This window comes from Pseudomonas sp. KH_021 (assembly GCF_057838865.1).
The window spans coordinates 324,120-348,650 of the sequence record NZ_CM174477.1; the positions used below are offsets into that span (position 1 = coordinate 324,120).

Annotated in this window: 25 protein-coding genes; 17 read left to right on the forward strand and 8 right to left on the reverse strand. The window is 59.9% G+C overall.

Going from position 1 to position 24,531, the window contains the following annotated elements:
* The first annotated feature begins 76 nt into the window (after positions 1–76).
* Positions 77–1,063, forward strand: a complete 987-nt coding sequence (bipL, locus tag AC3IX4_RS01500; RefSeq protein ID WP_489258933.1) for a phospholipase BipL — start codon at positions 77–79, stop codon at positions 1,061–1,063.
* A gap of 44 nt (positions 1,064–1,107) precedes the next feature.
* On the opposite strand, the gene AC3IX4_RS01505 is transcribed toward bipL, so the two are convergent.
* Complete coding sequence (locus AC3IX4_RS01505) at positions 1,108–1,854, reverse strand: DUF2059 domain-containing protein (protein ID WP_489258934.1); 747 nt, start codon at positions 1,852–1,854, stop codon at positions 1,108–1,110.
* A 116-nt stretch (positions 1,855–1,970) separates the two neighbouring features.
* Here AC3IX4_RS01505 and AC3IX4_RS01510 point away from each other — a divergent pair, with 116 nt between their 5' ends.
* Positions 1,971–2,603, forward strand: a complete 633-nt coding sequence (locus tag AC3IX4_RS01510; RefSeq protein ID WP_489261186.1) for a 2OG-Fe(II) oxygenase — start codon at positions 1,971–1,973, stop codon at positions 2,601–2,603.
* Position 2,604: 1 nt separating this feature from the next.
* Positions 2,605–3,090, forward strand: a complete 486-nt coding sequence (locus tag AC3IX4_RS01515) for a 2-thiouracil desulfurase family protein (protein WP_489258935.1) — start codon at positions 2,605–2,607, stop codon at positions 3,088–3,090.
* On the opposite strand, the gene AC3IX4_RS01520 is transcribed toward AC3IX4_RS01515, so the two are convergent.
* Positions 3,087–3,668 carry a transporter substrate-binding domain-containing protein gene (locus AC3IX4_RS01520; RefSeq protein WP_489258936.1) on the reverse strand — a complete coding sequence of 194 codons (582 nt, stop codon included), beginning with the start codon at positions 3,666–3,668 and terminating at the stop codon, positions 3,087–3,089. The two genes, AC3IX4_RS01515 and AC3IX4_RS01520, sit on opposite strands and share 4 nt — an antisense overlap.
* 168 nt (positions 3,669–3,836) lie before the next feature.
* Here AC3IX4_RS01520 and AC3IX4_RS01525 point away from each other — a divergent pair, with 168 nt between their 5' ends.
* Positions 3,837–4,310: a DUF4399 domain-containing protein gene (locus AC3IX4_RS01525; protein ID WP_489258937.1), complete on the forward strand. Its 474-nt coding sequence runs from the start codon at positions 3,837–3,839 to the stop codon at positions 4,308–4,310.
* Positions 4,311–4,601: 291 nt separating this feature from the next.
* Here the strand turns inward: AC3IX4_RS01525 and AC3IX4_RS01530 are convergent, their stop codons facing one another.
* Positions 4,602–5,705, reverse strand: coding sequence for an IS110 family RNA-guided transposase (locus AC3IX4_RS01530; protein WP_489261185.1), 1,104 nt, complete (start codon positions 5,703–5,705; stop codon positions 4,602–4,604).
* A 149-nt stretch (positions 5,706–5,854) separates the two neighbouring features.
* A complete protein-coding gene (gene serA / locus AC3IX4_RS01535; protein ID WP_489258938.1) occupies positions 5,855–7,084 on the reverse strand; it encodes a phosphoglycerate dehydrogenase in 1,230 nt (409 codons plus the stop codon).
* A gap of 171 nt (positions 7,085–7,255) precedes the next feature.
* Here serA and AC3IX4_RS01540 point away from each other — a divergent pair, with 171 nt between their 5' ends.
* The 4 genes from AC3IX4_RS01540 (at position 7,256) to AC3IX4_RS01555 (ending at position 11,390) form a co-directional block, all read left to right on the forward strand.
* Positions 7,256–8,653, forward strand: a complete 1,398-nt coding sequence (locus AC3IX4_RS01540) for an FAD-binding oxidoreductase (RefSeq protein WP_489258939.1) — start codon at positions 7,256–7,258, stop codon at positions 8,651–8,653.
* Positions 8,654–8,692: 39 nt separating this feature from the next.
* Positions 8,693–9,358, forward strand: coding sequence for a fumarylacetoacetate hydrolase family protein (locus AC3IX4_RS01545; RefSeq protein ID WP_489258940.1), 666 nt, complete (start codon positions 8,693–8,695; stop codon positions 9,356–9,358).
* Positions 9,359–9,534: 176 nt separating this feature from the next.
* On the forward strand, positions 9,535–10,443 hold the full coding sequence (locus AC3IX4_RS01550; RefSeq protein WP_489258941.1) for an SdiA-regulated domain-containing protein: 909 nt from the start codon (positions 9,535–9,537) through the stop codon (positions 10,441–10,443).
* 56 nt (positions 10,444–10,499) lie between these two features.
* The gene (locus tag AC3IX4_RS01555; protein WP_489258942.1) at positions 10,500–11,390 is read left to right on the forward strand and encodes an SdiA-regulated domain-containing protein; all 891 of its coding nucleotides are present in this window, start codon (positions 10,500–10,502) and stop codon (positions 11,388–11,390) included.
* Positions 11,391–11,484: 94 nt separating this feature from the next.
* Here the strand turns inward: AC3IX4_RS01555 and rpiA are convergent, their stop codons facing one another.
* Positions 11,485–12,150, reverse strand: coding sequence for a ribose-5-phosphate isomerase RpiA (rpiA, locus tag AC3IX4_RS01560; RefSeq protein WP_489258943.1), 666 nt, complete (start codon positions 12,148–12,150; stop codon positions 11,485–11,487).
* Positions 12,151–12,297: 147 nt separating this feature from the next.
* On the opposite strand from rpiA, the gene ilvA reads away from it, so the two are divergent.
* Together ilvA and AC3IX4_RS01570 are read left to right on the forward strand one after the other, a co-directional pair.
* Positions 12,298–13,812, forward strand: a complete 1,515-nt coding sequence (gene ilvA / locus AC3IX4_RS01565; protein WP_489258944.1) for a threonine ammonia-lyase, biosynthetic — start codon at positions 12,298–12,300, stop codon at positions 13,810–13,812.
* 47 nt (positions 13,813–13,859) lie between these two features.
* Complete coding sequence (locus AC3IX4_RS01570; protein ID WP_489258945.1) at positions 13,860–14,249, forward strand: DUF2269 family protein; 390 nt, start codon at positions 13,860–13,862, stop codon at positions 14,247–14,249.
* 109 nt (positions 14,250–14,358) lie between these two features.
* Here AC3IX4_RS01570 and AC3IX4_RS01575 read toward each other — a convergent pair whose 3' ends face one another.
* Entirely contained in the window at positions 14,359–15,015 is a 657-nt protein-coding gene (locus tag AC3IX4_RS01575; RefSeq protein ID WP_489258946.1) for a histidinol-phosphatase, read from the reverse strand.
* A 141-nt stretch (positions 15,016–15,156) separates the two neighbouring features.
* Here AC3IX4_RS01575 and AC3IX4_RS01580 point away from each other — a divergent pair, with 141 nt between their 5' ends.
* Positions 15,157–15,636: an RNA pyrophosphohydrolase gene (locus tag AC3IX4_RS01580; protein ID WP_166358248.1), complete on the forward strand. Its 480-nt coding sequence runs from the start codon at positions 15,157–15,159 to the stop codon at positions 15,634–15,636.
* Between the two features lie 22 nt (positions 15,637–15,658).
* Positions 15,659–17,938, forward strand: a complete 2,280-nt coding sequence (gene ptsP, locus AC3IX4_RS01585; RefSeq protein WP_489258947.1) for a phosphoenolpyruvate--protein phosphotransferase — start codon at positions 15,659–15,661, stop codon at positions 17,936–17,938.
* A 309-nt stretch (positions 17,939–18,247) separates the two neighbouring features.
* Here the strand turns inward: ptsP and AC3IX4_RS01590 are convergent, their stop codons facing one another.
* Positions 18,248–18,997, reverse strand: a complete 750-nt coding sequence (locus AC3IX4_RS01590; protein WP_489258948.1) for an NRDE family protein — start codon at positions 18,995–18,997, stop codon at positions 18,248–18,250.
* 118 nt (positions 18,998–19,115) lie between these two features.
* Between AC3IX4_RS01590 and AC3IX4_RS01595 the strand changes: the two genes are divergently transcribed.
* Genes AC3IX4_RS01595 through AC3IX4_RS01605 form a run of 3 tightly spaced genes read left to right on the forward strand, consistent with a single transcriptional unit; the run spans position 19,116 to position 21,746 of the window.
* Entirely contained in the window at positions 19,116–19,898 is a 783-nt protein-coding gene (locus AC3IX4_RS01595; protein WP_489258949.1) for a sulfite exporter TauE/SafE family protein, read from the forward strand.
* Positions 19,899–19,911: 13 nt separating this feature from the next.
* The gene (lgt, locus tag AC3IX4_RS01600; RefSeq protein WP_489258950.1) at positions 19,912–20,724 is read left to right on the forward strand and encodes a prolipoprotein diacylglyceryl transferase; all 813 of its coding nucleotides are present in this window, start codon (positions 19,912–19,914) and stop codon (positions 20,722–20,724) included.
* Positions 20,725–20,774: 50 nt separating this feature from the next.
* Entirely contained in the window at positions 20,775–21,746 is a 972-nt protein-coding gene (locus tag AC3IX4_RS01605; protein WP_489258951.1) for a thymidylate synthase, read from the forward strand.
* A gap of 21 nt (positions 21,747–21,767) precedes the next feature.
* Here AC3IX4_RS01605 and cadR read toward each other — a convergent pair whose 3' ends face one another.
* Entirely contained in the window at positions 21,768–22,217 is a 450-nt protein-coding gene (gene cadR / locus AC3IX4_RS01610) for a Cd(II)/Pb(II)-responsive transcriptional regulator (RefSeq protein WP_489258952.1), read from the reverse strand.
* Between the two features lie 125 nt (positions 22,218–22,342).
* Between cadR and AC3IX4_RS01615 the strand changes: the two genes are divergently transcribed.
* Both AC3IX4_RS01615 and AC3IX4_RS01620 read left to right on the forward strand, forming a co-directional pair.
* The gene (locus AC3IX4_RS01615; RefSeq protein WP_489261187.1) at positions 22,343–23,212 is read left to right on the forward strand and encodes a LysR family transcriptional regulator; all 870 of its coding nucleotides are present in this window, start codon (positions 22,343–22,345) and stop codon (positions 23,210–23,212) included.
* Between the two features lie 254 nt (positions 23,213–23,466).
* Entirely contained in the window at positions 23,467–24,531 is a 1,065-nt protein-coding gene (locus AC3IX4_RS01620; RefSeq protein WP_489258953.1) for a putative 2-aminoethylphosphonate ABC transporter ATP-binding protein, read from the forward strand.

Below are 24,531 nucleotides of genomic sequence, written 5' to 3' on the forward strand. Positions count from 1 at the left end.
GGGCGCCTAGCTTGCCATGCTTGCCCGGACAGATGAATATCGCAGTTGACTCCACCGCGCCGTGATTGGGAAAACCATGCCTGCGATGTTCCAAGCCGACACCCTGCGCGACAGCCTGTTGTCCTTGGCCGAGAAACAGCCGCTTTCGACCCAGGCCAAGGCCTATCAGCGCTTCTATGGTCTGGACTTGCCCGAACGCAAGTCCCGGTTTGCCAATGGGCTGGGGCGATTCCAGGCGGTGGGATTTGAGCTGGTCGCACAGGTGTGGACACCCGAATCGCCCGTGGCGACGATGTTTCTGCTGCACGGCTTCTACGATCATATGGGGCTGTATCGACATGTGATCGACTGGGCGCTGGACCAGGGGTTTGCGGTCATCTCCTGCGATTTGCCCGGCCATGGCCTGTCTAGCGGTGAGCGGGCCAGCATTGATGACTTCAGTGACTATCAACGCGTGCTCGATGCACTGTTCGAGGAGGCTCGCAGCCTGGCATTGCCAGCGCCCTGGCATCTGTGCGGGCAAAGCACGGGCGGGGCAATTGCCATTGATCACATCCTGCATCAGGGCGCAGGCAGCCCCATTGGCGGTGAGGTGATGTTGTTGGCGCCGCTGGTTCGCCCGCGTGCCTGGGGGTGGTCCAAGTTCAGCTACTGTTTGCTCAAGCCCTTTGTCAAAGGCATCGCCCGTCGCTTCAGCGAAAACACCAGCGACCCGACCTTTCTACCGTTTTTGCAGGCAGACCCGCTGCAACCCAGGCGCTTGCCCACCGTCTGGGTCGGCGCATTGCTGGCGTGGGTGCGCAGGATCGAGGCGGCGCCAAGCAGCATTCGTTCACCGATGATCGTTCAGGGCCAGGCCGACATGACGGTGGATTGGCTCTATAACCTTGAGATGCTCAAGCGCAAATTCGCCCAGCCCAGGATTCTGATGCTGCCGCAGGCTCGTCATCATCTGGCCAACGAGCTGCCCGCGATTCGGGAGCGTTATTTTGGCTTTTTGACCGAGAACCTGAGGGGCCCTGTAGGAGCCGACCTTGGTCGCGATGGCATCACCACGGTATAACGTGAAAAACCGCGGTGATGCCATCGCGACCAAGGTAGCGCAGGTCAGAGGTTGGAGGTCGGCTGGCCGACCGCAAGGCCTGCGCGGATGGCGGCCAGGGCCGCTTTGTAATAGGCCTTGCCTTCCGGGGACTCGGCAAAGTTGGCGAATTCTTCAAGTTCAGGGTCCGACAGGTTGCGGTAGACATACAGCAAGGTGTTGTCCAGGTCGGCGCCAATCTGCTCCATCAGCCGCTGGCGTTGGCCATCGAGCATCCCCTGGGCCTGGCCGCCACCGAACAGGCCGGGAATCATCTGGCTGAGACTGTCGGCCGCAACACCGGCAATCGCAAGACTGACTTCGGCTCCCGCTTCGCGGGCTGGCAAGGCTTGCGCCAGATGGCGGATCAGCAGGGAGCGGGTAGCACTGGCTTCCATCCGGGGCAGGCCTTGGGCGTTCTTGGCCAACTGATCGCGGCGGGTGGCGAGTAATTCAGCGGCAACAATCTTGCGCCCCAGCGGCGATTGGAAGAATGCCAAGGCAGGCTTCGGGTTCGGCAAGTTCTGGCGTAAATGGGCTTCGGCGCGCTTGTCCATGGCCTTGGCCGCGAAGCGCTGGTTGCTGTTGTTGACCAGTGCCTGGAAAACCGCAGGCGGCAGGCTGTTGCTATAGCGCTGCTGGGCGGCAGTGAGGGCATCGTTAAAATGCGCGCGTTGTTCCGGCCAACCGGCGACCTTGTACAACTGGTCGAGGTTGTCAGCCCAAGTGGGCGTGGAACAGAACAGCATCAGCAGGAAAAACAGACGGCGCATTGAAGGACTCCTGTCGGCAGGCCGCTATTGTCCGTGGGGTGGCGGGGCTTGTCGAGAATCCTCTGTCATATGGCGCCGCCAGGTGGCGCTGTCGGTTTCATCGGCGTATGGATACTATGCGCGCCATGCACCTATCTCCTGATCATTCGCTGTTGTTGCGTATTGTTGATGACCTGGCCGCTCATGGCTGGTCCCAACAAGACATCTTCTTGCCCCAAGGCCTGACCCAGGCGCTGGCGGGTGAGTGCTGTGCGCGTGCCTCAGCCGGTGAACTGGCCCCGGCCGCCGTGGGCCGCGGCCCGGCCCAGGAGGTCCGTGAGGGCATCCGTGGCGACCATATCCTCTGGCTCGACCCTGGCCAGTCCGAGGCGTGCGACCAATATCTGGGCTTGATGGACAGCCTGCGCGAAGCACTTAATCGCGACCTGTTCATGGGGCTTGAGGATTTCGAAAGCCATTTCGCGCTGTATCCGCCGGGCGCGTTCTACCGTCGGCATGTCGACCGTTTTCGTGATGACGACCGGCGCTCGGTCTCGGCAGTGGTCTACCTCAACGAGGGCTGGCAACCCGAAGACGGTGGTCAATTGCGCATGTACCTCAAGGGCGATGCCGTGCATGACGTGCCGCCGACCGGTGGTTGCCTGGTGGTGTTCCTGTCCGGCGAAATGCCCCATGAAGTCTTGCCTGCCCATCGCGATCGGCTGTCGTTGACGGGCTGGTTCCGCCGTCGTGGCAACGAGCCGTTCTGACATGCACAAGATTCTGGTCAGTGCCTGTCTGCTTGGGCAGCCGGTGCGCTACGACGGCAGGGACAGTGGGCAGTTCGATCAGTTGCGGGCCTGGCAGCAGGAAGGCCGGCTGGTCGTGCTGTGCCCGGAGGTGGCGGGTGGTTTACCGGTTCCAAGGCCCGCGGCAGAGATACCGGGCGGGCAGGGTGGTTCGGTGCTCGATGGGCGCAATCGGGTGATCACCCGTGATGGTGGTGATGTCACCGCAGCTTTTGTGGCAGGCGCCGAATTGGCCTTGCAGCTGGTGAAAACCCATGGAATCGGTATAGCGATTCTCAAGGCGGGCAGCCCGTCATGCGGCAATACCCTGACCTACGACGGTACTTTCAGTGCCCGCAAAGTGAGCGGCGAGGGCGTCACCACGGCGCTGTTGCGCCGTCATGGGGTGCAGGTATTCAGCGAACTGGAACTGCCTGAAGCTGCCCTCGCGCTGGCAGCACTCCCTTAGGGCGCTGTGTTTTCGGCCTGTGCGCCGAACCATTTGTTTGAAAGTGCTTCCAGGCGGCCATCGTCCTTGATTCGTTTCAGGGCGTTGTTCAGCGAGTTCTGGAACGCCGGGTTGTTTTTCTGAAAAGGAATGGCCAGGTTTACGGGTTTGCCGGTTGCTGCCGTGGCACTTGGAGCCTGGGGGGCAAACGGAATGACCAGCGCCGTGGTGGGGCCAACCTCTGCCGGCTTCGCCTTGGCTTGACCATAAGGTGAGCTGAAATCCAGGCGCTCCTTGAGCTCGGGCGTGGCGCTGAGGTGATTCAAGGCAATATCGTATTTTCCGCTCTCGACACCCACCAACAAATCCGCCTGGTCGGTCACGATAAACGACGGATAGACACCCATTTCCCTGGCGATCGTTTCTCCCAATTCAACCTCGAAGCCGGTCAGCTTCTCACCTTCCCTGAAGTTGAACGGTGGCGTGTTGGCTTCTACGGCAATTCGCAGTTCGTGCCGGTCGTTGATATCGTCGATCAGTTCGGCTTGTGCCACCGGGCTGATCAGGGCTGCTAGCAGTATCCCTATGGTTAAACGCATCTGCGCCCCTTCTTTTTCTTGGTATGTGAAAAGTATCGAGTTCGCCCCCGGATTTTTGGCAGTGCCGAGGTCGAACGCAAGCTAGGACCACTATTCTGCGTAGTTGTTTTGCGACTACGCTAATTAATTAACGTCCTAATTTCACGCAGTAAATCACAGGAGAAGTGAATGAACCGTCTAATTTCGCGCGTCGCGGTCGCCGGGTTGTTGCTCGGTATGTCGGCCTACAGTGTCGCCGAAGGTCCGCAAAGCGTAGCAGCGCCCGCGGGGGCAAAGGTGTTTATCGAATCGCCGAAGGACGGCGCCACGGTAGACAAGACCTTTACCGTCAAGTTTGGCGTAGAAGGGATGGAGCTCAAGCCCGCGGGTGACGTGACCCCGAATACCGGCCATCACCATTTGCTGGTCGATGTGGACAAGGAGCCGGCCGCCGATACGGTTCTGCCAACCAACATGATCCCGGAAAATAACCAGCCATTGCCGGCAGGGCCGCAAGTGTTGCACTTCGGCAAGGCTCAGACGGAAGCCAAGATCACCCTGACGCCGGGTAAACATACCCTGCAGTTGGTACTGGGCGATAAATCCCATGTGCCGTTCAAGCCAAGCGTCGAGTCGAAGAAAATCACGGTCAACGTTGAGTAAACAGGGGCCCAAAAAGCATCGCGGGCAAGCCCTGCTCCTATGTATGGACTCGCCCCCACTATCAACCCGCTTTTGAACACTGCTACCCGGCTGCATCTATGTATAAGGCCTACTCGAGGAAGCCTGATCGGCTTCTGGCCAACATTCAATAAGCTCGCGGTATGCCAATTACGTTAAGGCCTCAAGGGCCAGTAGGAGCACAGGCATCAATCCGCGACGGTCTGACCTGGGGTCAATGTTCTTTAGCAAGGGTTGGAGCGCTTTAACGCCCCGGTGGCAGAACTCTGTGGATCAGTGACTCATCGTCGCCTCCTGGACATTGCCCATGTGGCGACGATAGGTCTGCTCGGTTTTCAGTAATACCCAGACGATGCGTAGGGTACGGTTGGCCAATCGGACGGCCGTTTCCTTGCGACCCAAGCGACACAGCCAGCGCAGCAAGCGCCGGTCATCGGGTTGTTCCGAATCAGGCCGCACCTGTCTCAAGACCGCATGCGCGCCCTGGATCGCCAGGCTGCGTAGGTAGGCGTCGCCCTGCTTGCTCATCTTGCCCAGCCGGATTTTCTGTCCGCTGCTGTGCTGAGTGGGCACCAAACCAAAGTAGGCGGCAAACTGGCGTGCGTTGGCGAAGCGCTCAGGCTCGACCTGCTTGGCCAGCAGCGCGGTGGCGATGATCGGACCGATGCCACGCACCGTCATCAACCTTTTCGCCGTCTCATCCTGCTGTGCGGCCGTTTCCAGTCGGCCGGTCAACACGCTGACGCGCTCGCCCAACTGGCTCCATTCGCCGAGCAGCTCAGCAATCAGCTCGCGCAGCAGATCCGGCAGCGGCTGGGTGGCATCCTCGAGTATCCGCGGCACCACCCGGCTGATCGCCGCCTCACCTTGCGCCAAGGCCACGCCATGCTCGAGCAGCAAGCCACGCATCTGATTACCCATGGCCGTGCGCCGCCGCACATAGCCCTGGCGGGCGCGATGCAGTGCCTGCATGGCCAGCGCCGCGGCACTTTTGACCGGCACTGAGACAATCCGACTATCTCGACCCGCCCGCAAGATCGCATGTGCATCGTTGCGATCATTCTTCGGCCCGCTGCGATGATCGGCCACATGCTGCGCAGGCAGGATCCGCACCGGGTTGCCTTGGGCCTGCAGCAACCGCGCCCATGCCTGAGCGCCTGGGCCTGTTTCCATCAGCACCATGACGCTCATGGGCAGTTGGCGAAGAAACGCCTGGAAGGCTTCGCGCGATTTGATTCGGTCCTCGTACACCACTTGGCCCAGGGCGTTTTCCCCGGCCACCTGGAAGACCCTCTTGGCAAGATCTACCGAGACGGTCGAACAGGTTGCTAGGTCGGCTGAAGACAAAGAGTGATTGTTGGTCGTATGCTTTTTCATGGGCTCGCCCTCGCTGTCGTTGGCTTCTTTATAGATGCCACCGTGGCGCATAGACGCCTCGGTTGGGGCGAGTCCATGTAATTACAGGCCGTATGTAGCCGTTGTAGGAGCAGGGCTTGCCCGCGAATGGGTTCAGCCCGTTCTAGAACTTAGAACAGAACGCGCGAACGGATGGTGCCCTTGACCTGCTGCAGCTTGGCTTGCGCCAGGTCCGAGTACTCGGCATCGACGTCGATCACCACGTAGCCAACTTTCTCGTTGGTCTGCAGGAACTGACCGGAGATGTTGATACCGTTTTCGGCAAACACTTTGTTGATTTCGCTGAGTACACCCGGAATGTTTTCGTGGATGTGCAGCAGGCGGTGTTTGCCTGGGTGAGCCGGCAGGGCCACTTCAGGGAAGTTGACCGACGACACGGAAGTGCCGTTGTCGCTGTACTTGACCAGTTTTTCGGCCACTTCCAGGCCGATGTTGGCCTGGGCTTCGGCAGTGGAACCGCCGATGTGTGGGGTCAGGATGACGTTGTCCAGGCCGCGCAGAGGGCTTTCGAACTCGTCATCGTTGGAGCGCGGCTCGACCGGGAATACGTCGATGGCAGCGCCGATCAGGTGCTGGTCCTTGATCGCGTCAGCCAGGGCGTCCAGTTCGACCACAGTGCCGCGAGCGGCGTTGATCAGGATGCCGCCTTTCTTGATAGCGCGGATTTCCTTCTCGCCCATCATCCACTGGGTGGCCGCGGTTTCAGGCACATGCAGCGAGACGATGTCGGACATGCCGAGCAATTCGGTCAGGCTACCGACCTGGGTGGCGTTGCCCAGTGGCAGTTTGGTGATGGTGTCGTAGAAGTACACCTGCATGCCCAGGCCTTCAGCCAGGACCGACAGCTGCGTACCGATGGAGCCGTAACCGATGATGCCCAGCTTCTTGCCGCGGATCTCGAAGGAATTGGCCGCGCTCTTGATCCAGCCACCACGGTGGCAGGAAGCGTTCTTCTCGGGAATGCCGCGCAGCAGCAGGATGGCCTCGGCCAGTACCAGCTCGGCAACGGAGCGAGTGTTGGAGTACGGCGCGTTGAAGACCGCGATACCGCGCTGGCGTGCAGCGTCCAGGTTGACCTGGTTGGTACCGATGCAGAAACAGCCGACAGCGACCAGTTTCTTGGCGCAGTCGAAAACCTCTTCGGTCAGTTGAGTGCGCGAGCGAATGCCGATGAAGTGAGCGTCGGCGATCTTTTCCTTAAGCTCGGCTTCCGGCAGCGCCTTGGTGTGGTACTCGATGCTGGTATAGCCGGCGGCCTTGAGGACGTCCACGGCGGATTGGTGGACGCCTTCGAGAAGAAGGAACTTGATCTTGCTCTTATCGAGAGAAGTCTTGCTCATCTGCGTAAACCTGTGTCCCGGAGAAAAATGGCAGGGAAATGGAGCTGGCGCAGAATCGGCCTGAAGCACGATCAGCGGGGGCGTATGCTAGCATGAGTACCCCTTGATCCGCCCATCCCTGGCACGTGAAGTGTGCTCAGGGTGACTATGAATTGTTCGAGAGTTCCGTCGATGACTGTTCTTGCGCCGATTGATGAATTGAAGACCCTTGTCGAGCCCGGCAAGGTGCTGACCGATCCCGCCTCGCTGGATACATACGGCAAGGACTGGACCAAGCACTACCCTCCCGCCCCTACGGCGATCGTCTTCCCCAAGTCCATCGAGCAAGTCCAGGCCATCGTGCACTGGGCCAACCGCCATCGCATCGCGCTCGTGCCTTCCGGCGGACGCACCGGGCTGTCGGCGGCCGCAGTGGCCGCCAACGGCGAAGTGGTGGTGGCGTTCGACTACATGAACCAAGTGCTGGACGTGAATGTCACGGACCGCACCGTGGTTTGCCAACCGGGTGTGGTCACCGAGCAATTGCAGAATCTGGCGCAAGAGCACGGCTTGTATTACCCCGTGGACTTCGCTTCGGCAGGCTCCAGCCAGATTGGCGGCAATATCGGCACCAATGCCGGCGGCATCAAGGTCATTCGCTACGGGATGACACGCAACTGGGTCGCGGGCCTCAAGGTCGTGACCGGCAAGGGCGACATCCTTGAGTTGAACAAGGATTTGATCAAGAACGCCACGGGCTACGACTTGCGCCAGTTGTTTATCGGCGCTGAAGGCACCCTGGGCTTTGTGGTCGAGGCGACCATGCGCCTGGACCGCGCGCCGCGCAACCTCACCGCCATGGTGCTGGGCACGCCGGATTTCGACTCGATCATGCCGGTGCTGCACGCCTTCCAGAACAAGCTGGACCTGACGGCATTCGAGTTCTTTTCAGACAAGGCATTGGCCAAGATCCTTGGCCGAGGTGATGTGCCCGCACCCTTTGAGACCCAGTGCCCGTTCTATGTGCTGCTGGAATTCGAAGCGGTGACCGAAGAGGTGCTCAACGATGCCTTGGGCACTTTCGAGCACTGCATCGAGCAAGGCTGGGTTGTCGATGGCGTCATGAGCCAGAGCGAGCAACAGCTGCAAAACCTCTGGAAGTTGCGCGAATACATCTCCGAAACCATCGCTCACTGGACACCGTATAAAAACGACATCTCTGTGACCGTGTCCAAGGTGCCGGGCTTCCTCAAGGATATTGATGCGATTGTCGGTGAAAAGTATCCAGACTTCGAAGTCGTCTGGTATGGCCATATCGGCGACGGCAACCTGCACTTGAACATCCTCAAGCCCGAAAACCTGAGCAAGGATGAGTTCTTTTCACAGTGCGCGGTCGTTAATAAATGGGTGTTCGAGATCGTACAGAAATACAACGGTTCGATCTCTGCCGAACATGGCGTGGGCATGACCAAGCGCGATTATCTGGAATACAGCAGGTCCCTGGCAGAAATTGCCTATATGAAGGCGATCAAGGCGGTATTTGACCCAAATGGGATCATGAACCCCGGCAAGATTTTTGCTATCGAGTAACGCCACAGAATCACGGCAAACAAACATCAGGAGTGGGGAATGAGCTACCAGCACCAATATATCGACGGAACGCGCGTTCACTATCCGTTGGGTAAGGTGGTGTGCATCGGCCGCAACTATGCCGAACACGCCAAGGAGCTGAATAATCCGATACCCACCGAGCCATTGCTATTTATCAAGCCCGGCAGTTGCGTAGTGGAAGCAGAAGGCGGGTTTTCGCTGCCGTTTGACCGGGGTGCGGTGCACTACGAAGCTGAGATTGCGGTATTGCTGGGCAAGTCCTTGTCTACCAAGCCCAGTGTCGAGGAAGTTGTCGACGCCATTTCCGGTTTTGCGCCGGCGTTGGACCTGACCCTGCGTGACCTGCAATCGAAGCTCAAGGAAAAGGGCTTGCCGTGGGAATTGTCCAAATCCTTCGACGGTGCCTGCGTGTTGACGCCGTTCGTGCCGGCCAGCACGTTCCCTGACTTTACCGATATCGGCATTCGTCTGACCATCAATGGCGAGGTTCGTCAGGATGGCAGCAGTAACCAGATGCTCAATCCCATTGTGCCGATGATCCAGCACATGGCGGCGATGTTTTCCTTGCAGGCCGGTGACGTGATCCTGACCGGGACACCCGTCGGTGTCGGCCCGCTGGAGCAGGGCGATGAGCTGGTATTGGAGCTGCCCGGCGCCAGCCGTTTCGAAACGCGCGTACTCTGATGCCCTGGCCGCCGTCCGTGGCGGCGGCCATAGGCTGGGAAAGCGCTGTCGCCTGATCGTCGTTTTCTTTTTTTTCACAAACGATTCGCATAATGCAGGCGTGTTTTCAGCAACCGGGCTTGCCGGTAATGCGTTACTGTTCGAAAAAATCAGAGAAGTAATCGATGGTCGTTCCCATGAGTTCCACTGGCCGTAAGGGCCTGCACCGACGCACATCTTTCTGGCTGATCGTTTTAGCCGTCATCGGCTATGGCGTGTCGATGGCCATGCATTGGGATGATCGGGCGATATTCTGGGTCAAGGAGCGCTTCGTCAGCAGCGTGGCGCGGCAGCAAAGCGTCTGGCTTCCCGACTATCGAGCCGACATCAATGCCAAGGTATTGCCGGGTATGGAAGACGATGAAGCGTCGGACCTTTCTTATAACCCGACGACCAAAACCCTGTTTTCTGTCATGGGCAAGAACCCGTTCCTGGTTGAATTGAATCTGGACGGCGACGTGTTGCGTAAAATGCCGCTGGTAGGTTGGTCCAACCCTGAAGGCGTTGCCGTACTCGATGGCCAGCACCTGGCGATTGCGGATGAGCGAAATCACAGCCTGACGATTGTCACTGTGGATGCGTCAACCCAGTCACTGGATATCAAGGATTTTCCCCAATACGACCTGGGCCCTTCGGCCAATCAGAACAAGGCCTTTGAAGGGATTGCCTGGGATCCCAAGCATCAGCAACTGATCCTCGGCGAAGAGCGACCACCGGCACTGTTTACTTGGAAAAGCGACGGTAGCGCGCCATTGCAGGGCAACAAGGCCAAGCTGGCCAACAAAGACCTGGATATGCGCAACCTCTCTGCTCTGGCGATTGACCCGCGCACCGGGCATTTGCTGGTGTTGTCAGCTGATTCGCACCTGCTGATGGAGCTGGATGACAACGGCGAACAGGTCAGCTTCATCACGTTGCTGCAGGGTTTCAACGGGTTGGACAAGACCATTCCTCGTGCCGAGGGCGTGGCCTTGGATGAAGCCGGTAACATCTATATGGTCAGCGAACCCAACCTGTTCTATCGGTTCGTCCCCAAGCGCCGTTAAGCCTGGTTTCAGTTTGATGTGCTTACCTGCCGGCCGAACTTCTTTGAGTTACCTTAATGCGTCGCTTCCTCTATTTGTTTATCGTCGCTGCCCTGCTGATGGCAGGGCTTGCCGGCCAACACTTCCGCTTTTTCGAGCGCGCCTGGTTTAACTGGACGGTCTGGCAGAAGCCTTTTGAACACGCCATCGGCCTTGACGATTACCGCGTGGTGATTGAGGCCAGGCCTGTCGAAGGCGTGGCGGATGATCTTTCAGCGCTGACCTACAACCCTGACCGACGCACGCTGTTTACCCTCACCAATGCCCAGTCCGAGCTGATCGAGCTGTCGCTGGAGGGTCGCATTCTGCGGCGCATGCCTCTGGTCGGTTTCGGCGACCCGGAGGCGATCGAGTACATCGGGCCCAACCTTTATGTGATAGCCGATGAGCGCGGGCAGCGGTTGATCAAGATACATCTGTCAGACGATACCCAGGTCGTCGATGCCCAGAATGCCGAGCAACTGATTCTGCAGTTTGGTCCGGGCGGCAACAAGGGTTTCGAAGGGCTGGGCTATGACGTGGCCGGCAAACGCCTGTTTATCGCCAAGGAGCGTGACCCGATGTTGATCTATGAGGTCCAGGGCTTCCCGCACGGGCCAACAGATCAGTCGTATTCGGTGCATGTGGTGCAAAACAGCCAGCGTGACAAGGGCCTGTTCGTGCGGGATCTATCGAGTTTGCAGTTCGATGCGCGCACTGGGCACCTGCTGGCATTGTCTGAAGAGTCGCGGCTGTTGCTGGAACTTGATGTGGATGGACGGCCGATCAGCAGCCTGTCGTTGAGCAAGGGCAAACAAGGCCTGTCTCGCACTGTGCCGCAGGCCGAAGGGATCGCGATGGATGGCGAAGGGACGATCTACCTGGTCAGCGAGCCGAACCTGTTCTACGTCTTCAAGAAACCGCTGTAGGAGCAGAGCTTGTCGGAGCGCCGAACCGTCGCGATGGCATCACCGCCGTACACCAGATATACCGCGGTGTGGCCATCGCAGCCAAGGCTGGCTCCTACAGGGTTTTCACGCCTTCAGCCGTGCCCAGCAACAGCAGGTCCGCCGGCCGCGCCGCGAACAGACCGTTGGTGACCACGCCGACAATGGCATTGATCTGCGCTTCCAGCTCCACCGGGTTGGTGATCTGTAGGTTGAACACATCGAGAATGATGTTGCCGTTGTCGGTGATAACGCCTTCGCGGTAGACCGGGTCGCCGCCCAGCTTCACCAGTTGGCGGGCAACATGGCTGCGGGCCATGGGAATCACTTCGACTGGCAGCGGGAAAGCGCCCAGCACCGGCACCAACTTGCTGCCGTCGGCGATGCAGATAAAGGTCTTGGCCACGGCCGCGACGATTTTCTCGCGGGTCAGGGCTGCGCCACCGCCTTTGATCAGGTTCAGGTGCTCGTCGCTCTCGTCGGCGCCGTCGATGTAGAACTCAAGGTCGCTGACCGTGTTCAGTTCGTACACCGGGATACCGTGACCCTTCAGGCGTGCCGCAGTGGCTTCGGAGCTGGCGACCGCGCCATCGAAAGCGCCTTTATGCTGGGCCAGGGCATCAATAAAACAGTTGGCGGTCGAACCGGTACCCACGCCAACGATGCTCTTGTCATCTAGCTTGGGCAGAATGAAATCGACAGCGGCCTGGGCGACAGCCTGTTTGAGTTGGTCCTGGGTCATGCGGGCTCCGAAGCGGGCAAGGAGTAACGTAAAGGCCGGCATTATAGCCCCATGTGTGGGTAAAACCTTGGCTTTGCTGTGGTCGTCCGACGCAACGTCGGGGTAGACTCGGGGGTTCCCGCCCTCGATCGTCAGTGATGCTTTCCGATGCTTGAACAGTACGTCAAAAAGATTCTTACCTCGCGCGTTTACGATGTTGCCGTGGAAACCCCGCTGCAAGCGGCTGGCCAGCTGTCCAAGCGTCTGGGCAATCAGGTGCTGCTCAAGCGTGAGGACCTGCAGCCGGTGTTCTCGTTCAAGATTCGCGGCGCCTACAACAAAATGGCGCAGCTGAAGCCCGAAGAACTGGCGCGTGGCGTGGTAACGGCATCGGCCGGCAACCATGCCCAGGGTGTGGCGCTGGCCGCCCGCGAGCTGGGTATCAAGGCCACTATCGTGATGCCCAAGACAACCCCCGAAATCAAGGTCGAGGGTGTGCGTTCGCGTGGCGGCAAAGTCGTGCTGCATGGCGACACGTTTCCCGAGGCGCTGGCCTACTCGCTCAAGCTGGTGGATGAAAAGGGCTACGTTTATATCCACCCTTATGACGACCCGGACACCATCGCCGGCCAAGGCACCGTGGCCATGGAGATCCTGCGCCAGCACCCCGGCCGGCTCGATGCGATCTTTGTCCCGGTCGGCGGCGGCGGGCTGATTGCCGGGATCGCGGCCTACGTCAAATACCTGCGCCCTGAGGTCAAGGTGATCGGCGTCGAGCCGGACGATTCCAATTGCCTGCAGGCGGCCATGGCTGCGGGCGAGCGCGTGGTACTCGGCCAGGTCGGCCTATTTGCCGATGGCGTGGCGGTTGCGCAGATCGGTCAACATACCTTTGATATCTGCCGCCACTATGTGGATGAAGTGATCACCGTCAGCACGGATGAAATCTGTGCGGCCATCAAGGATATTTACGACGATACCCGCTCGATTACCGAACCAGCCGGCGCCTTGGGTGTTGCGGGGATCAAGCGCTATGTGGAGTCGCGCAACATCAGTGGCCAGACCCTGGTGGCCATCGACTCGGGCGCCAATGTCAATTTTGACCGTCTGCGCCATGTGGCCGAGCGTGCCGAGCTTGGCGAAGGCCGTGAGGCGATCATTGCCGTGACCATCCCGGAGAAACCGGGCAGCTTCAAGGCGTTCTGCGAAGCCATTGGCAAGCGCCAGATCACCGAATTCAACTACCGCTATCACAATGAAGGCGAAGCTCATATCTTCGTCGGCGTGCAAACCCACCCCGACAACGACCCGCGCAGCGCACTGCTCGACAGCCTGACGGCCCAGGGGTTTCCGGTGCAGGATTTGACCGACAACGAACTGGCCAAGATGCATATCCGCCATATGGTCGGTGGCCGTGCGGCGCGGGTCAGTGACGAATTGGTGCTGCGTTTCGAGTTCCCCGAGCGGCCGGGCGCGCTGTTCAACTTCCTGAACAAGCTGGGTGGGCGCTGGAATATCTCGATGTTCCACTACCGCAACCACGGTGCGGCGGATGGTCGAGTGGTCGCCGGCCTGCAGGTGCCAGACGACGAACGGCATCTGGTACCCGAAGCCTTGGCAGCCATCGGTTACCCCTATTGGGATGAGTCGGACAACCCGGCCTACCAACTGTTCCTGGGCTGACAGGCACTGCTACGCTCAGTGGATCGGTTGGGCTTCAGGGCGATGATATGGAAACGTTGACGGCACTCAAGCTGGCCCATGGTTTGGGCACCCTGGTGGTGTTTGGTTGCACGGCAGCCTTGGTGTTTGGCGCCTGGCGGATGCGGGCGCAAGGTTATACGGGCCTTGCGCGGCGGCCGTGGTTGTTTGTCTGGTTGCTGATGGGGCTGGGCTTGCTCAGCCTGCCTTTCAGTGGCTGGTGGCTGGTGCACACGGTCGGCTGGTCGCTGGGGCAAACCTGGCTGCTGGGCGGGGCATTGCTTTATACGGTCGGTTGCCTGTGCTGGCTGTTGCTGCCAGGACGCTTGGGGCGAGCGGGCTGGGCAGCGGGGCTGGCCGCGGTGGCGGGGGTGATGTTTGTCGCCGTGTTGGTATTGATGCTGATCAAACCGGTTTGAATCCCAGTGTAGGAGCCGGCTTTAGCCGCGATGAACGCACCGCGGTGCATCAGGCAAACCGCGGTGCGTTCATCGCGGCTAAAGCCGGCTCCTACCCAGAGTGCCAGTTTTAACCCCGCAGCGAGATCACTTTCCAGCCCCGACGCTCGGCTTCAGCCTTCAGGTTCGGGTCCGGGTCCACCGCTATCGGGTGAGCCACTTGCTCGAGCAGCGGCAGGTCATTCATCGAGTCGCTATAGAAGTAGCTGTCTTCCAGGTTCAATCCTGTCTCTTCCAGCCAGCGGTTCAGGCGCGTCACCTTGCCTTCACGAAAGCACGGTATATCGGTACTGCGACCGGTGTAGCGCCCGTCTACCATTTCGCATTCGGTTGCCAGTAGCGTCTCAACGCCCAAGCGTTTGGCAATAGGGCCTGTGACGAAGCGGTTGGTGGCCGTGATAATCACCAGCTTGTCGCCGGCGGCGCGGTGCTTGTCCAGCAGCGCCAGGGCCTTGGGCAGCATGATCGGCTCGATGCAGTCACGCATGAAATCACCGTGCCATTTGTCGAGCTGGGCCATCTCGGTCCTCGCCAGGATTTCCAGGGTGAACTCCAGGTAGGCATTCAAGTCCAGCTTGCCAGCCAGATAGTCCTGGTAGAACTCATCGTTGCGGTTCTTGTATTGAACCGGGTCAAGGATCTTGCGTTCACACAGGTAGTCGCCCCAAGCGTGGTCGCTGTCGCCGCCAAGCAGGGTGTTGTCCAGGTCGAATATAGCCAAGCGCATTGAAGTCTCTCGCGTGAAGTTCAGAAAAGGTCCACAGAATACGGTCTTTTCACAACAGTGCACATAAGGTAGGCCGGTGCGTTGCTGCCTTCCCAAGCTTTGTGGAACAATGCGGGGACATGCGTTTGCGAGGTTGCTGCCGTGATCGACCCCGATGGTTTCCGCCCCAATGTCGGGATTATTCTGACGAATGATGCCGGTCAGGTGCTATGGGCGCGGCGTATCAACCAGGATGCCTGGCAGTTTCCCCAGGGAGGTATCAACCCTCAGGAGACGCCAGAAGATGCCTTGTACCGCGAGCTGAACGAAGAAGTAGGGCTGGAACGCCAGGACGTGGAAATTCTTGCCTGCACCCGTGGCTGGTTGCGTTATCGTTTACCCCAACGTCTGGTCAGGACGCACAGCCAGCCGCTGTGCATCGGCCAGAAACAGAAGTGGTTCCTGCTGCGCCTGGTTTCCAATGAGCAGCGGGTGAGGATGGATTTGACCGGTAAACCGGAATTCGATGGCTGGCGTTGGGTCAGCTATTGGTATCCGTTGGGCCAGGTGGTGACATTCAAGCGCGAGGTATACCGCCGCGCACTAAAAGAGCTTGCCCCGCGCCTGCTGGCGCGCGACTGACGACGGAGTTCGACCCCGAGCCATGCTCAATACGCTGCGCAAGATCGTCCAGGAAGTTAACTCCGCCAAAGATCTCAAGTCGGCGTTGGGGATCATTGTCATGCGCGTCAAGGAGGCCATGGGCAGCCAGGTCTGCTCGGTCTACTTGCTTGATCCAGAATCCAACCGCTTTGTGCTGATGGCCACCGAGGGTTTGAACAAACGCTCGATCGGCAAGGTCAGCATGGCCCCTAACGAGGGCCTGGTCGGTCTGGTCGGTACGCGTGAAGAACCGCTGAACCTGGAAAATGCCGCCGATCACCCGCGCTACCGCTACTTCGCCGAGACCGGTGAAGAACGCTTCGCCTCCTTCCTGGGTGCCCCCATCATTCACCACCGTCGTGTGGTGGGGGTTCTGGTTATCCAGCAAAAGGAGCGTCGCCAGTTCGACGAGGGCGAAGAAGCGTTCCTGGTGACCATGAGCGCGCAGTTGGCCGGGGTTATCGCCCATGCCGAGGCGACCGGCTCCATTCGCGGCCTGGGCCGCCAGGGCAAGGGCATCCAGGAAGCCAAGTTTGTCGGTGTACCGGGCTCTCCGGGCGCCGCGGTGGGCACGGCGGTGGTGATGCTGCCACCGGCCGACCTGGATGTGGTGCCGGACAAGACCGTCACCGATATCCAGGCCGAACTCAAACTCTTCAACAATGCCCTGGAAGGTGTGCGCGCCGACATGCGCACTCTGTCGGCCAAGCTTGCGACCCAGCTGCGGCCAGAAGAGCGGGCCTTGTTCGATGTCTACCTGATGATGCTCGAAGACGCCGCGCTGGGCGGTGAAGTGGTGCAGGTCATCAAGACCGGCCAGTGGGCCCAGGGCGCCTTGCGCCAGGTGGTGGTCGAGCACGTCAACCGCTTTGAATTGATGGACGACGCCTACCTGCGCGAGCGTGCATCGGACGTCAAGGACCTGGGCCGACGGTTGCTGGCGTATCTGCAAGAGGCTCGTCATCAGACCCTGGTCTACCCCGACAACTCCATTCTGGTCAGTGAAGAGCTGACCCCGGCGATGCTGGGCGAGGTGCCGGAGGGCAAGCTGGTCGGCCTGGTGTCGGTATTGGGTTCAGGCAACTCCCACGTCGCGATTCTGGCGCGTGCCATGGGCATCCCGACGGTGATGGGCCTGGTCGACCTGCCATATTCGAAGGTCGATGGCATTGGGATGATCGTCGACGGCTATCACGGCGAGGTCTACACCAACCCCAGTGAAGTGCTCAGCAAGCAGTTCGCGGTGGTGGTGGAAGAAGAACGCCAGCTGTCCCAGGGCCTCGATGCGCTGCGCGAATTGCCGTGCGTAACCCTCGACGGCCACCGCATGCCGCTGTGGGTCAACACTGGCCTGCTGGCCGATGTGGCCCGCGCCCAGCAACGTGGCGCCGAAGGGGTGGGCCTGTACCGAACCGAAGTGCCGTTCATGATCCAGCAGCGTTTTCCGAGCGAGAAGGAGCAGCTGGCGATTTACCGCGAGCAACTGACCGCCTTCCATCCGTTGCCGGTGACCATGCGCAGCCTGGACATCGGCGGCGACAAGGCGCTGTCGTACTTCCCGATCAAGGAAGACAACCCGTTTTTGGGCTGGCGTGGTATTCGGGTCACGCTCGACCACCCGGAAATCTTCCTGGTCCAGACCCGCGCCATGCTCAAGGCCAGCGAAGGCCTGAACAACCTGCGTATCCTGCTGCCGATGATTTCCGGTATCCATGAACTGGAAGAAGCCCTGCACCTGATCCACCGTGCCTGGGGTGAAGTGCGCGACGAGGGCACCGACGTGCCGATGCCGCCGGTGGGAGTGATGATCGAGATTCCGGCAGCGGTGTACCAGACCCGTGAGCTGGCCCGGCAGGTGGATTTCCTTTCGGTCGGCTCCAACGACCTGACCCAATACCTGCTGGCGGTAGACCGCAACAACCCGCGGGTCGCCGATCTTTACGACTACATGCACCCGGCGGTTTTACAGGCCTTGCAGCATGTCGTCACTGAAGCTCACGCCGAAGGTAAGCCGGTGAGTATTTGCGGCGAGATGGCGGGCGATCCAGCCGCCGCTGTGCTGTTGATGGCGATGGGTTTTGACAGCTTGTCGATGAACGCCACCAACCTGCCAAAGGTCAAGTGGATGCTGCGCCAGATCAACATGAGTAAATCCAGGGAAATGCTCAGCCAGGTCATGACCATCGACAACCCGCAGGTTATCCACAGCACCTTGCAGCTGGAGCTGAAAAACCTGGGCCTGGCGCGAATGATCACCCCAGCCTCCCCGAAGAAACTGTAGGAGCAGACTTTAGTCGCGATGAACGCTCCGCGGTTTACCTGATACACCGCGGTGAGGCCATCGCAGCATAGGTATCTACACATTTTTTGGCGTACTGCTACGAATGTAGCCGCTGACGAGGTACGAGGCTGCGATCGGCAGCGAAGCGGCCGTAAAACCTGAGACCGTAATCCATCAGGCACACCGAAGGGCCTGAATTTACGACGGCTTCGCCGCCGATCGCAGCCTCGTACCTCGGCAGCGGCTACAAGAGCCGCGCTGCCCCAGAGTTGTGTAGATACCTATGGCCATCGCAGCCAAGGCTGGCTCCTACATCAGGTCGAGCTGTACTTCTCCCAGATGCCCTCCATAGGGCCCGAAACTGCGTTCTATCATTCGCCTGGACCCATCGGCCCCGACAATCAGCACGGTGCTGGCCCGTGTCCCGTAGCTGGGGCTGGCGATGAACACACTCGACAGCAGGCATTCAGTCGCCAGCCCCACGCCGGTATCCGGCAGTTCGGCAAAGGCGGCCGGTTGCGGGTCACTCAATAATGCCAGCAGTGCCTGCGGGTCGGGAGCATCGATGTGCGCCTGTAAGGCCGAGCGGGCCTTCAGCAGCTTGGGCCAGGGCGTGTCGAGGTCCGCGTTGGAGACGCCATAGACGCCCGCTGCCAGATATCTGGGAATCGGGTCGATAGCGCTTAGGTACGCCAATTGATCGTGTGTGCCGACCAGCAGGTTGAACCCGGCGTAATCGTCCGATCGCCTGGCCACTTCGTTCAAATATTGATCAATGGACTGCGTGCCCGTCAGGAACCCGGCCACCAACTCACCCCGCGAACGCCTTCCCAGCGGCTGGTTAGGATTACGAATATTGGTCAGCGCAGCGAAACGCCCCTGCGGGCCAATGCCAAGCCAGGTGCCACCCGCCTCCAGGTCTCGGCCGGCATACACCCCGGGATATTCCTCCCAAGCCGCCAAGGGCTGGGTAGGTCGGGCATAAAATTCGTCGCGGTTGGCCGCAACGATAAGCGGCTGGGCATGGCCGGGGCGCCAGGCAAACACAATCAGACACATAGGCTCGATCCCAGTGATTTAGCCCACTCTACCCACACTCCTGAAAGCTATCCATCGTCTTCACTAGAGCCAAGACCCCGGCTTCCGTTACCATGCCGAACTCATTTCGGGGGCAACAATGGAATTTCTGCTCTATCTGGTGCTGGGCGCTTGTGCGGGGGTGCTCGCCGGGCTATTTGGCGTGGGCGGCGGGATCATCATCGTGCCGGTGCTGGTGCTCAGTTTCACCCTACAGGGCTTTGATGCTTCGGTGCTGACACACTTGGCGGTCGGAACATCGCTGGCCACGATCATTTTCACTTCGGTCAATGCCATTCGCGAGCACCATCGCCGCGGTGCCGTGCGCTGGCCGATTTTTGTCTGGATGACCTTGGGGATTCTGATCGGTGCCGGTGTCGGGGCAAAAACCGCCTCCTTGATCCAAGGCCCGCACCTGCAAAAAATCATCGGCGTGTTCGCCCTGTTCGTGGCCGTGCAGATGGCCCTGGACCTCAAGCCCAAGGCCAGTAACACAGTGCCCGGCAAGGCCGGCCTGACTGCAGCCGGCAGTGTGATTGGCTGGGCGTCGGCCATTTTCGGCATTGGCGGTGGGTCGCTGACCGTGCCCTTCCTGACCTGGCGCAGTGTGCCGATGCAGCAGGCGGTAGCAACGTCCTCGGCGTGCGGCTTTCCGATTGCCGTGGCCAGTGCCTTGAGTTTCATGGTGCTGGGTTGGCATGACCCGCTGTTGCCACCCCATAGCCTGGGATTCATCTATTTACCGGCATTGCTGGGGATCGCCCTGACCAGCATGTTTTTCGCCCGTTACGGTGCTCGCTTGGCGCACAAACTGTCGCCGCGCTTGCTCAAACGGCTGTTCGCCGCACTGTTGTTCTGTGTTGGCTTGAGTTTTTTGCTCTAAAGAAGGAGTCACCATGCTGCCTTACCCGCAGATCGACCCTGTGGCCTTGGCCATTGGTCCGCTGAAAATTCACTGGTACGGCTTGATGTACCTGGTCGGTATCGGCGGTGCCTGGTTAATGGCTTCGGCCAGACTGCACCGCTTCGATCCGACCTGGAGCCGTGAGAAACTCTCGGACCTTGTATTCTGGTGCGCCATGGGCGTCATCGTCGGCGGGCGCCTGGGCTATGTGCTGTTCTATGACCTGCACGCCTATCTGGCCAACCCGACGCTGATCTTTGAAGTCTGGAAGGGCGGCATGTCGTTCCACGGCGGTTTTATCGGCGTGATGTTGGCGGCCTTGTGGTTCGGCAAGCGCAATAACAAGTCGTTTTTTGAACTGATGGACTTTATTGCGCCGCTGGTACCGATTGGCCTGGGCGCTGGGCGGATCGGCAACTTCATCAACGCCGAGCTCTGGGGCAAGCCGACTGATGTGCCATGGGCGATGGTCTTCCCGCCGTTCAGCGATCCGGCGCAATTACCGCGCCATCCGTCGCAGCTTTACCAATTTGCCCTGGAAGGTGTGGCACTGTTCCTGATTCTCTGGGCATTTTCACGCAAGCCACGGCCAACCATGGCTGTGTCTGGCATGTTTGCCCTGTTCTACGGGATCTTCCGCTTCATCGTCGAGTTCGTCCGTGTGCCGGACGCCCAATTGGGCTATCTGGCCTTCGGCTGGCTGACCATGGGCCAGGTCCTGTGCGTGCCGATGATACTCGGTGGGCTAGGCTTGATCTGGTGGGCCTACCACCGCGCGCCGACCACCAAGGGCGCAGCGCTTTAAATTCAGCAGGGCAAGGCCACAAGCCCTGCCCGCCTCGATACAGGTAAGTCATGAAGCAATATCTTGATCTGGTCGCTCATGTGATCAAAAACGGCACCCTGCAGGGCAACCGCACCGGTGTTCGGACCATCAGCTTTCCAGGCGCCATGCTGCGCTTCGATTTGCAGGAAGGCTTTCCAGCGATTACCACACGCCGCCTGGCCTTCAAGTCGGCCATTGGCGAGATGGTCGGCTTTTTGCGTGGCGTGAAAAACGCCGGCGAGTTTCGTGAGCTGGGCTGCAAGGTGTGGGACCAGAATGCCAACGAAAACGCTCAGTGGCTGGCCAACCCATTCCGCCAGGGCACCGACGATTTGGGCGAGATCTACGGCGTGCAATGGCGCCAGTGGCCGGCCTACAAGCGTATCCCGCTGAGCAACCCGGCCGCCATCGAACTGGCTCGCAGCCAGGGTTACCAGCAGATCGCTGAGGCCGAAGAAGACGGCGAAGCCTTTGTAGTGTTGTACAAGGCCATCGACCAGATTCGCCAGTGCGTCGACACCATCATCAACGACCCGGGCAGCCGCCGCATTCTGTTCCACGGCTGGAACTGCGCCCAACTCGATGAAATGGCGCTGCCGCCGTGCCACCTGCTGTACCAGTTCCACCCGAACGTCGAGACCAAGGAAATCTCCCTGACTCTCTACATTCGCTCCAACGACCTGGGGCTGGGCACGCCGTTCAACCTGACCGAAGGCGCTGCATTACTGTCTCTGGTAGGGCGCCTGACCGGCTACACGCCGCGCTGGTTCACCTATTTCATCGGTGATGCGCACGTCTACGAAAACCATCTGGACATGCTCAACGAGCAGCTCAAGCGCGAGCCGCTGGCGGCGCCCAAGCTGGTCATCAGCGACCGGGTGCCAGAGTTCGCCAAGACGGGCGTCTACCAGCCAGAGTGGCTGGAATTGATCGAGCCAGGCGACTTCAGCCTCGAAGGCTACGAGCACCATGCGCCCATGACCGCGCCCATGGCGGTCTGAAACCTGAGCACGCCACGGGTATCAATGCCCGTGGCTTCTACCCACATGCGAAGGCTCCGCCTCTGGCGCCGTCACCCCACCGCTGACTTCCAACTGCTGCAAGATTGCACACTGATCCACCGGGTTCGGTGCGTTGCAGCGTTGGCGCAGTTCCACCAACTGCTCCTGCAGCGCCAACAGCCCATCGATACGCGCCTTGACGTGGTGGATATGCTCATCCACCAGGACATTGACGCTTTCGCAGGCATCGGCGGGGCTGTCGCGCAGTCTAAGTAGGCTGCGAATTTCCTCCAGCGTCATGTCCAGGGTGCGGCAGTTGCGGATGAAGGTCAGGCGCTCGACGTGCGCCTGGGTGTAGAGGCGGTAATTGCCTTCGCTGCGGGCGGGTTCGGGTAGCAGGTTTTCCCGCTCGTAGTAGCGAATGGTCTCGACCTGGCAGTCGGTTGCCTTGGCCAGTTCTCCGATTTTCATGACGAAGACCTCCTGGGGTGTCTAGCCTATAGTGGCTACAGGGTCTGCACTTGGCAACCACTGCCGACGTGGCGAGACTTGCGTAAGATGTCGTGCATTGAACAAGCGTGTTAACAGAGGATGTGATGCTCAGTGCCGAGTTGAAGGCGTTTTACATGGTGGCTCGGTTGGGCAGCATTACCTTGGCCGCCAAGAAACTGGGGTTGAGCCAGCCCACGGTGACCACCCAGATTCGCAACCTGGAGAGTCAATACGCCGTTGAGTTGTTCTACCGCGGCGGAAGGCGCCTGACACTAAGCGACGATGGGGCGAAATTGCTGCCGATGGTCAAGGCACTGTTACAGCAGGAGTCCGATATCGAGTTCTTCCTGCGCAACAGCGGCCAGGGGCAGGGCGCTTTACGCATCGCGGCGACTGCGCCCTACTACATACTCGATCTGGTAAAGATCTTTCGTGAGCGCCTGCCTCAAGTCGAAGTGTCGGTGGAAATCGGTAATTCCCAACAGGTGCTGGAGATGCTCGAGGATTTTCGGGTTGATCTGGCAGCGTCTTCTCAATTGGTCGAGGATGCACGGCTGGTACGGCGGGTGTTGGGCTCGGATCCGTTGGTGGTGGCTGTCCACCGCAATCATCCGTTGGCCAAGCTTGAGTCCGTACCCATTGACGCATTGGCCGGTCATTGCCTGCTGATGCGCGAATCGGGCTCGACGACTCGTCTGTTGACCGAGGAGATGCTGCGAGCGTCCTCGGTTGCAGTCGGCTCTTTACTTGAGATTGGCAGCCGCGAGTCGATCCGCGAAGCGGTGCTGCGCAACATCGGCATCAGCATCATTGCCCGCCATGAAGTGCCGCATAACCCGGAATTGCGAGTGCTGGCACTCGAAGGGGCGCCGGTGATGCATGAGTACCTGTATTGCCTCAAGGAGCGTCGCCAGGCGCGCTTGCCGGCGGCTTTCCTCGGCGTGGCGCAAGAGGTCTGCGCCCTGTCCCTGTAGGAGCCAGCCTTGGCTGCGATGGCATCGCCTCGGTTCATAGCAGACACCGCGGCGCGGCCATCGCAGCCAAGGCTGGCTCCTACAGCAAGCAGCAAGCAGCAAGCAGCAAGCAGCAAGCAGCAAGCAGCAAGCAGTCGGGCGCAAGGGCCAACCCAAATTTGCCTATACCACTATCGGCAGCTTTTGCCTCACTGCCACATCCCCTTCGCAATCGCTCCCTAGGATGGCCTGCATCTGCTAGATGAGGTCCTGCCATGAACACTGCGATTGCAAACCCGGGCGCACAGATGAAGGTGCGCGGCATCCACAAACGTTTTGGCGCCTTTACCGCGCTGGACGATGTTTCCCTTGATGTGGCCGCCGGTGAGTTGGTTTGCCTGCTGGGACCGTCCGGGTGCGGCAAGACCACCTTGCTGCGTTGCATCGCCGGCCTTGAGCGACAGGACCGTGGCACGCTCTATATTGGCGACAGGGACATCTCCAACTTGGCGCCACAGGCCCGTGACTACGGGATTCTGTTCCAGTCCTACGCGCTGTTCCCCAACCTCACCGTGGAAGACAACATTGCCTACGGCCTGACTGGCAGCGGTCGCGATGAAGTCCGTCAGCGCGTCGCGCAGATGCTCGAACTGGTGGGCCTGACCGGCAGTGAGAAAAAATACCCGGGCCAATTGTCGGGTGGCCAACAGCAACGGGTAGCCCTGGCGCGTGCGTTGGCCCCGGCCCCTTCGTTATTGCTGCTCGACGAGCCGATGTCGGCCCTCGACGCCCGAGTGCGTGAGCATCTGTGTACCGAATTGCGCCAGCTGCAGCGCCAGTTGGGGATCACCACCTTGATGGTGACCCACAATCAGGACGAAGCCATGCTGATGGCTGACCGCATTGCCGTGATGAACAACGGCAAGGTCGAGCAATACGCGACCCCGCAGGAGATCTACGACAAACCCGCGACGCCGTTTGTCGCCGAGTTTGTGGGCCAGGGTAACTGGCTGCCGTTCCAGCGCAGCAGCGCAAGCCATGCCCAGGTCGGAGCCTTGAATATGCGCCTGGCACCGGATGCCGGCAGTGCTGATCGCGGCCGCCTGTTTTGCCGACCGGAGGCCATCAGTGTCAATCCGCCTGTCCACGAAGAAAACCTGTTCGCCGCTCGGGTACAAGAAATCACTTTCTTGGGTAACCGCTGTCGCATGAGCTTCGAGCTCGATGATTTGCCAGGCCATGCATTGACCGCCGAGGTTGCACCCGAGTCGATGCCGCGCCTGGGTTCGCAGTCGATCTGGGTAGCCTTGCCGCCCCGCAGCCTTCAGGTGTTTGCCTGA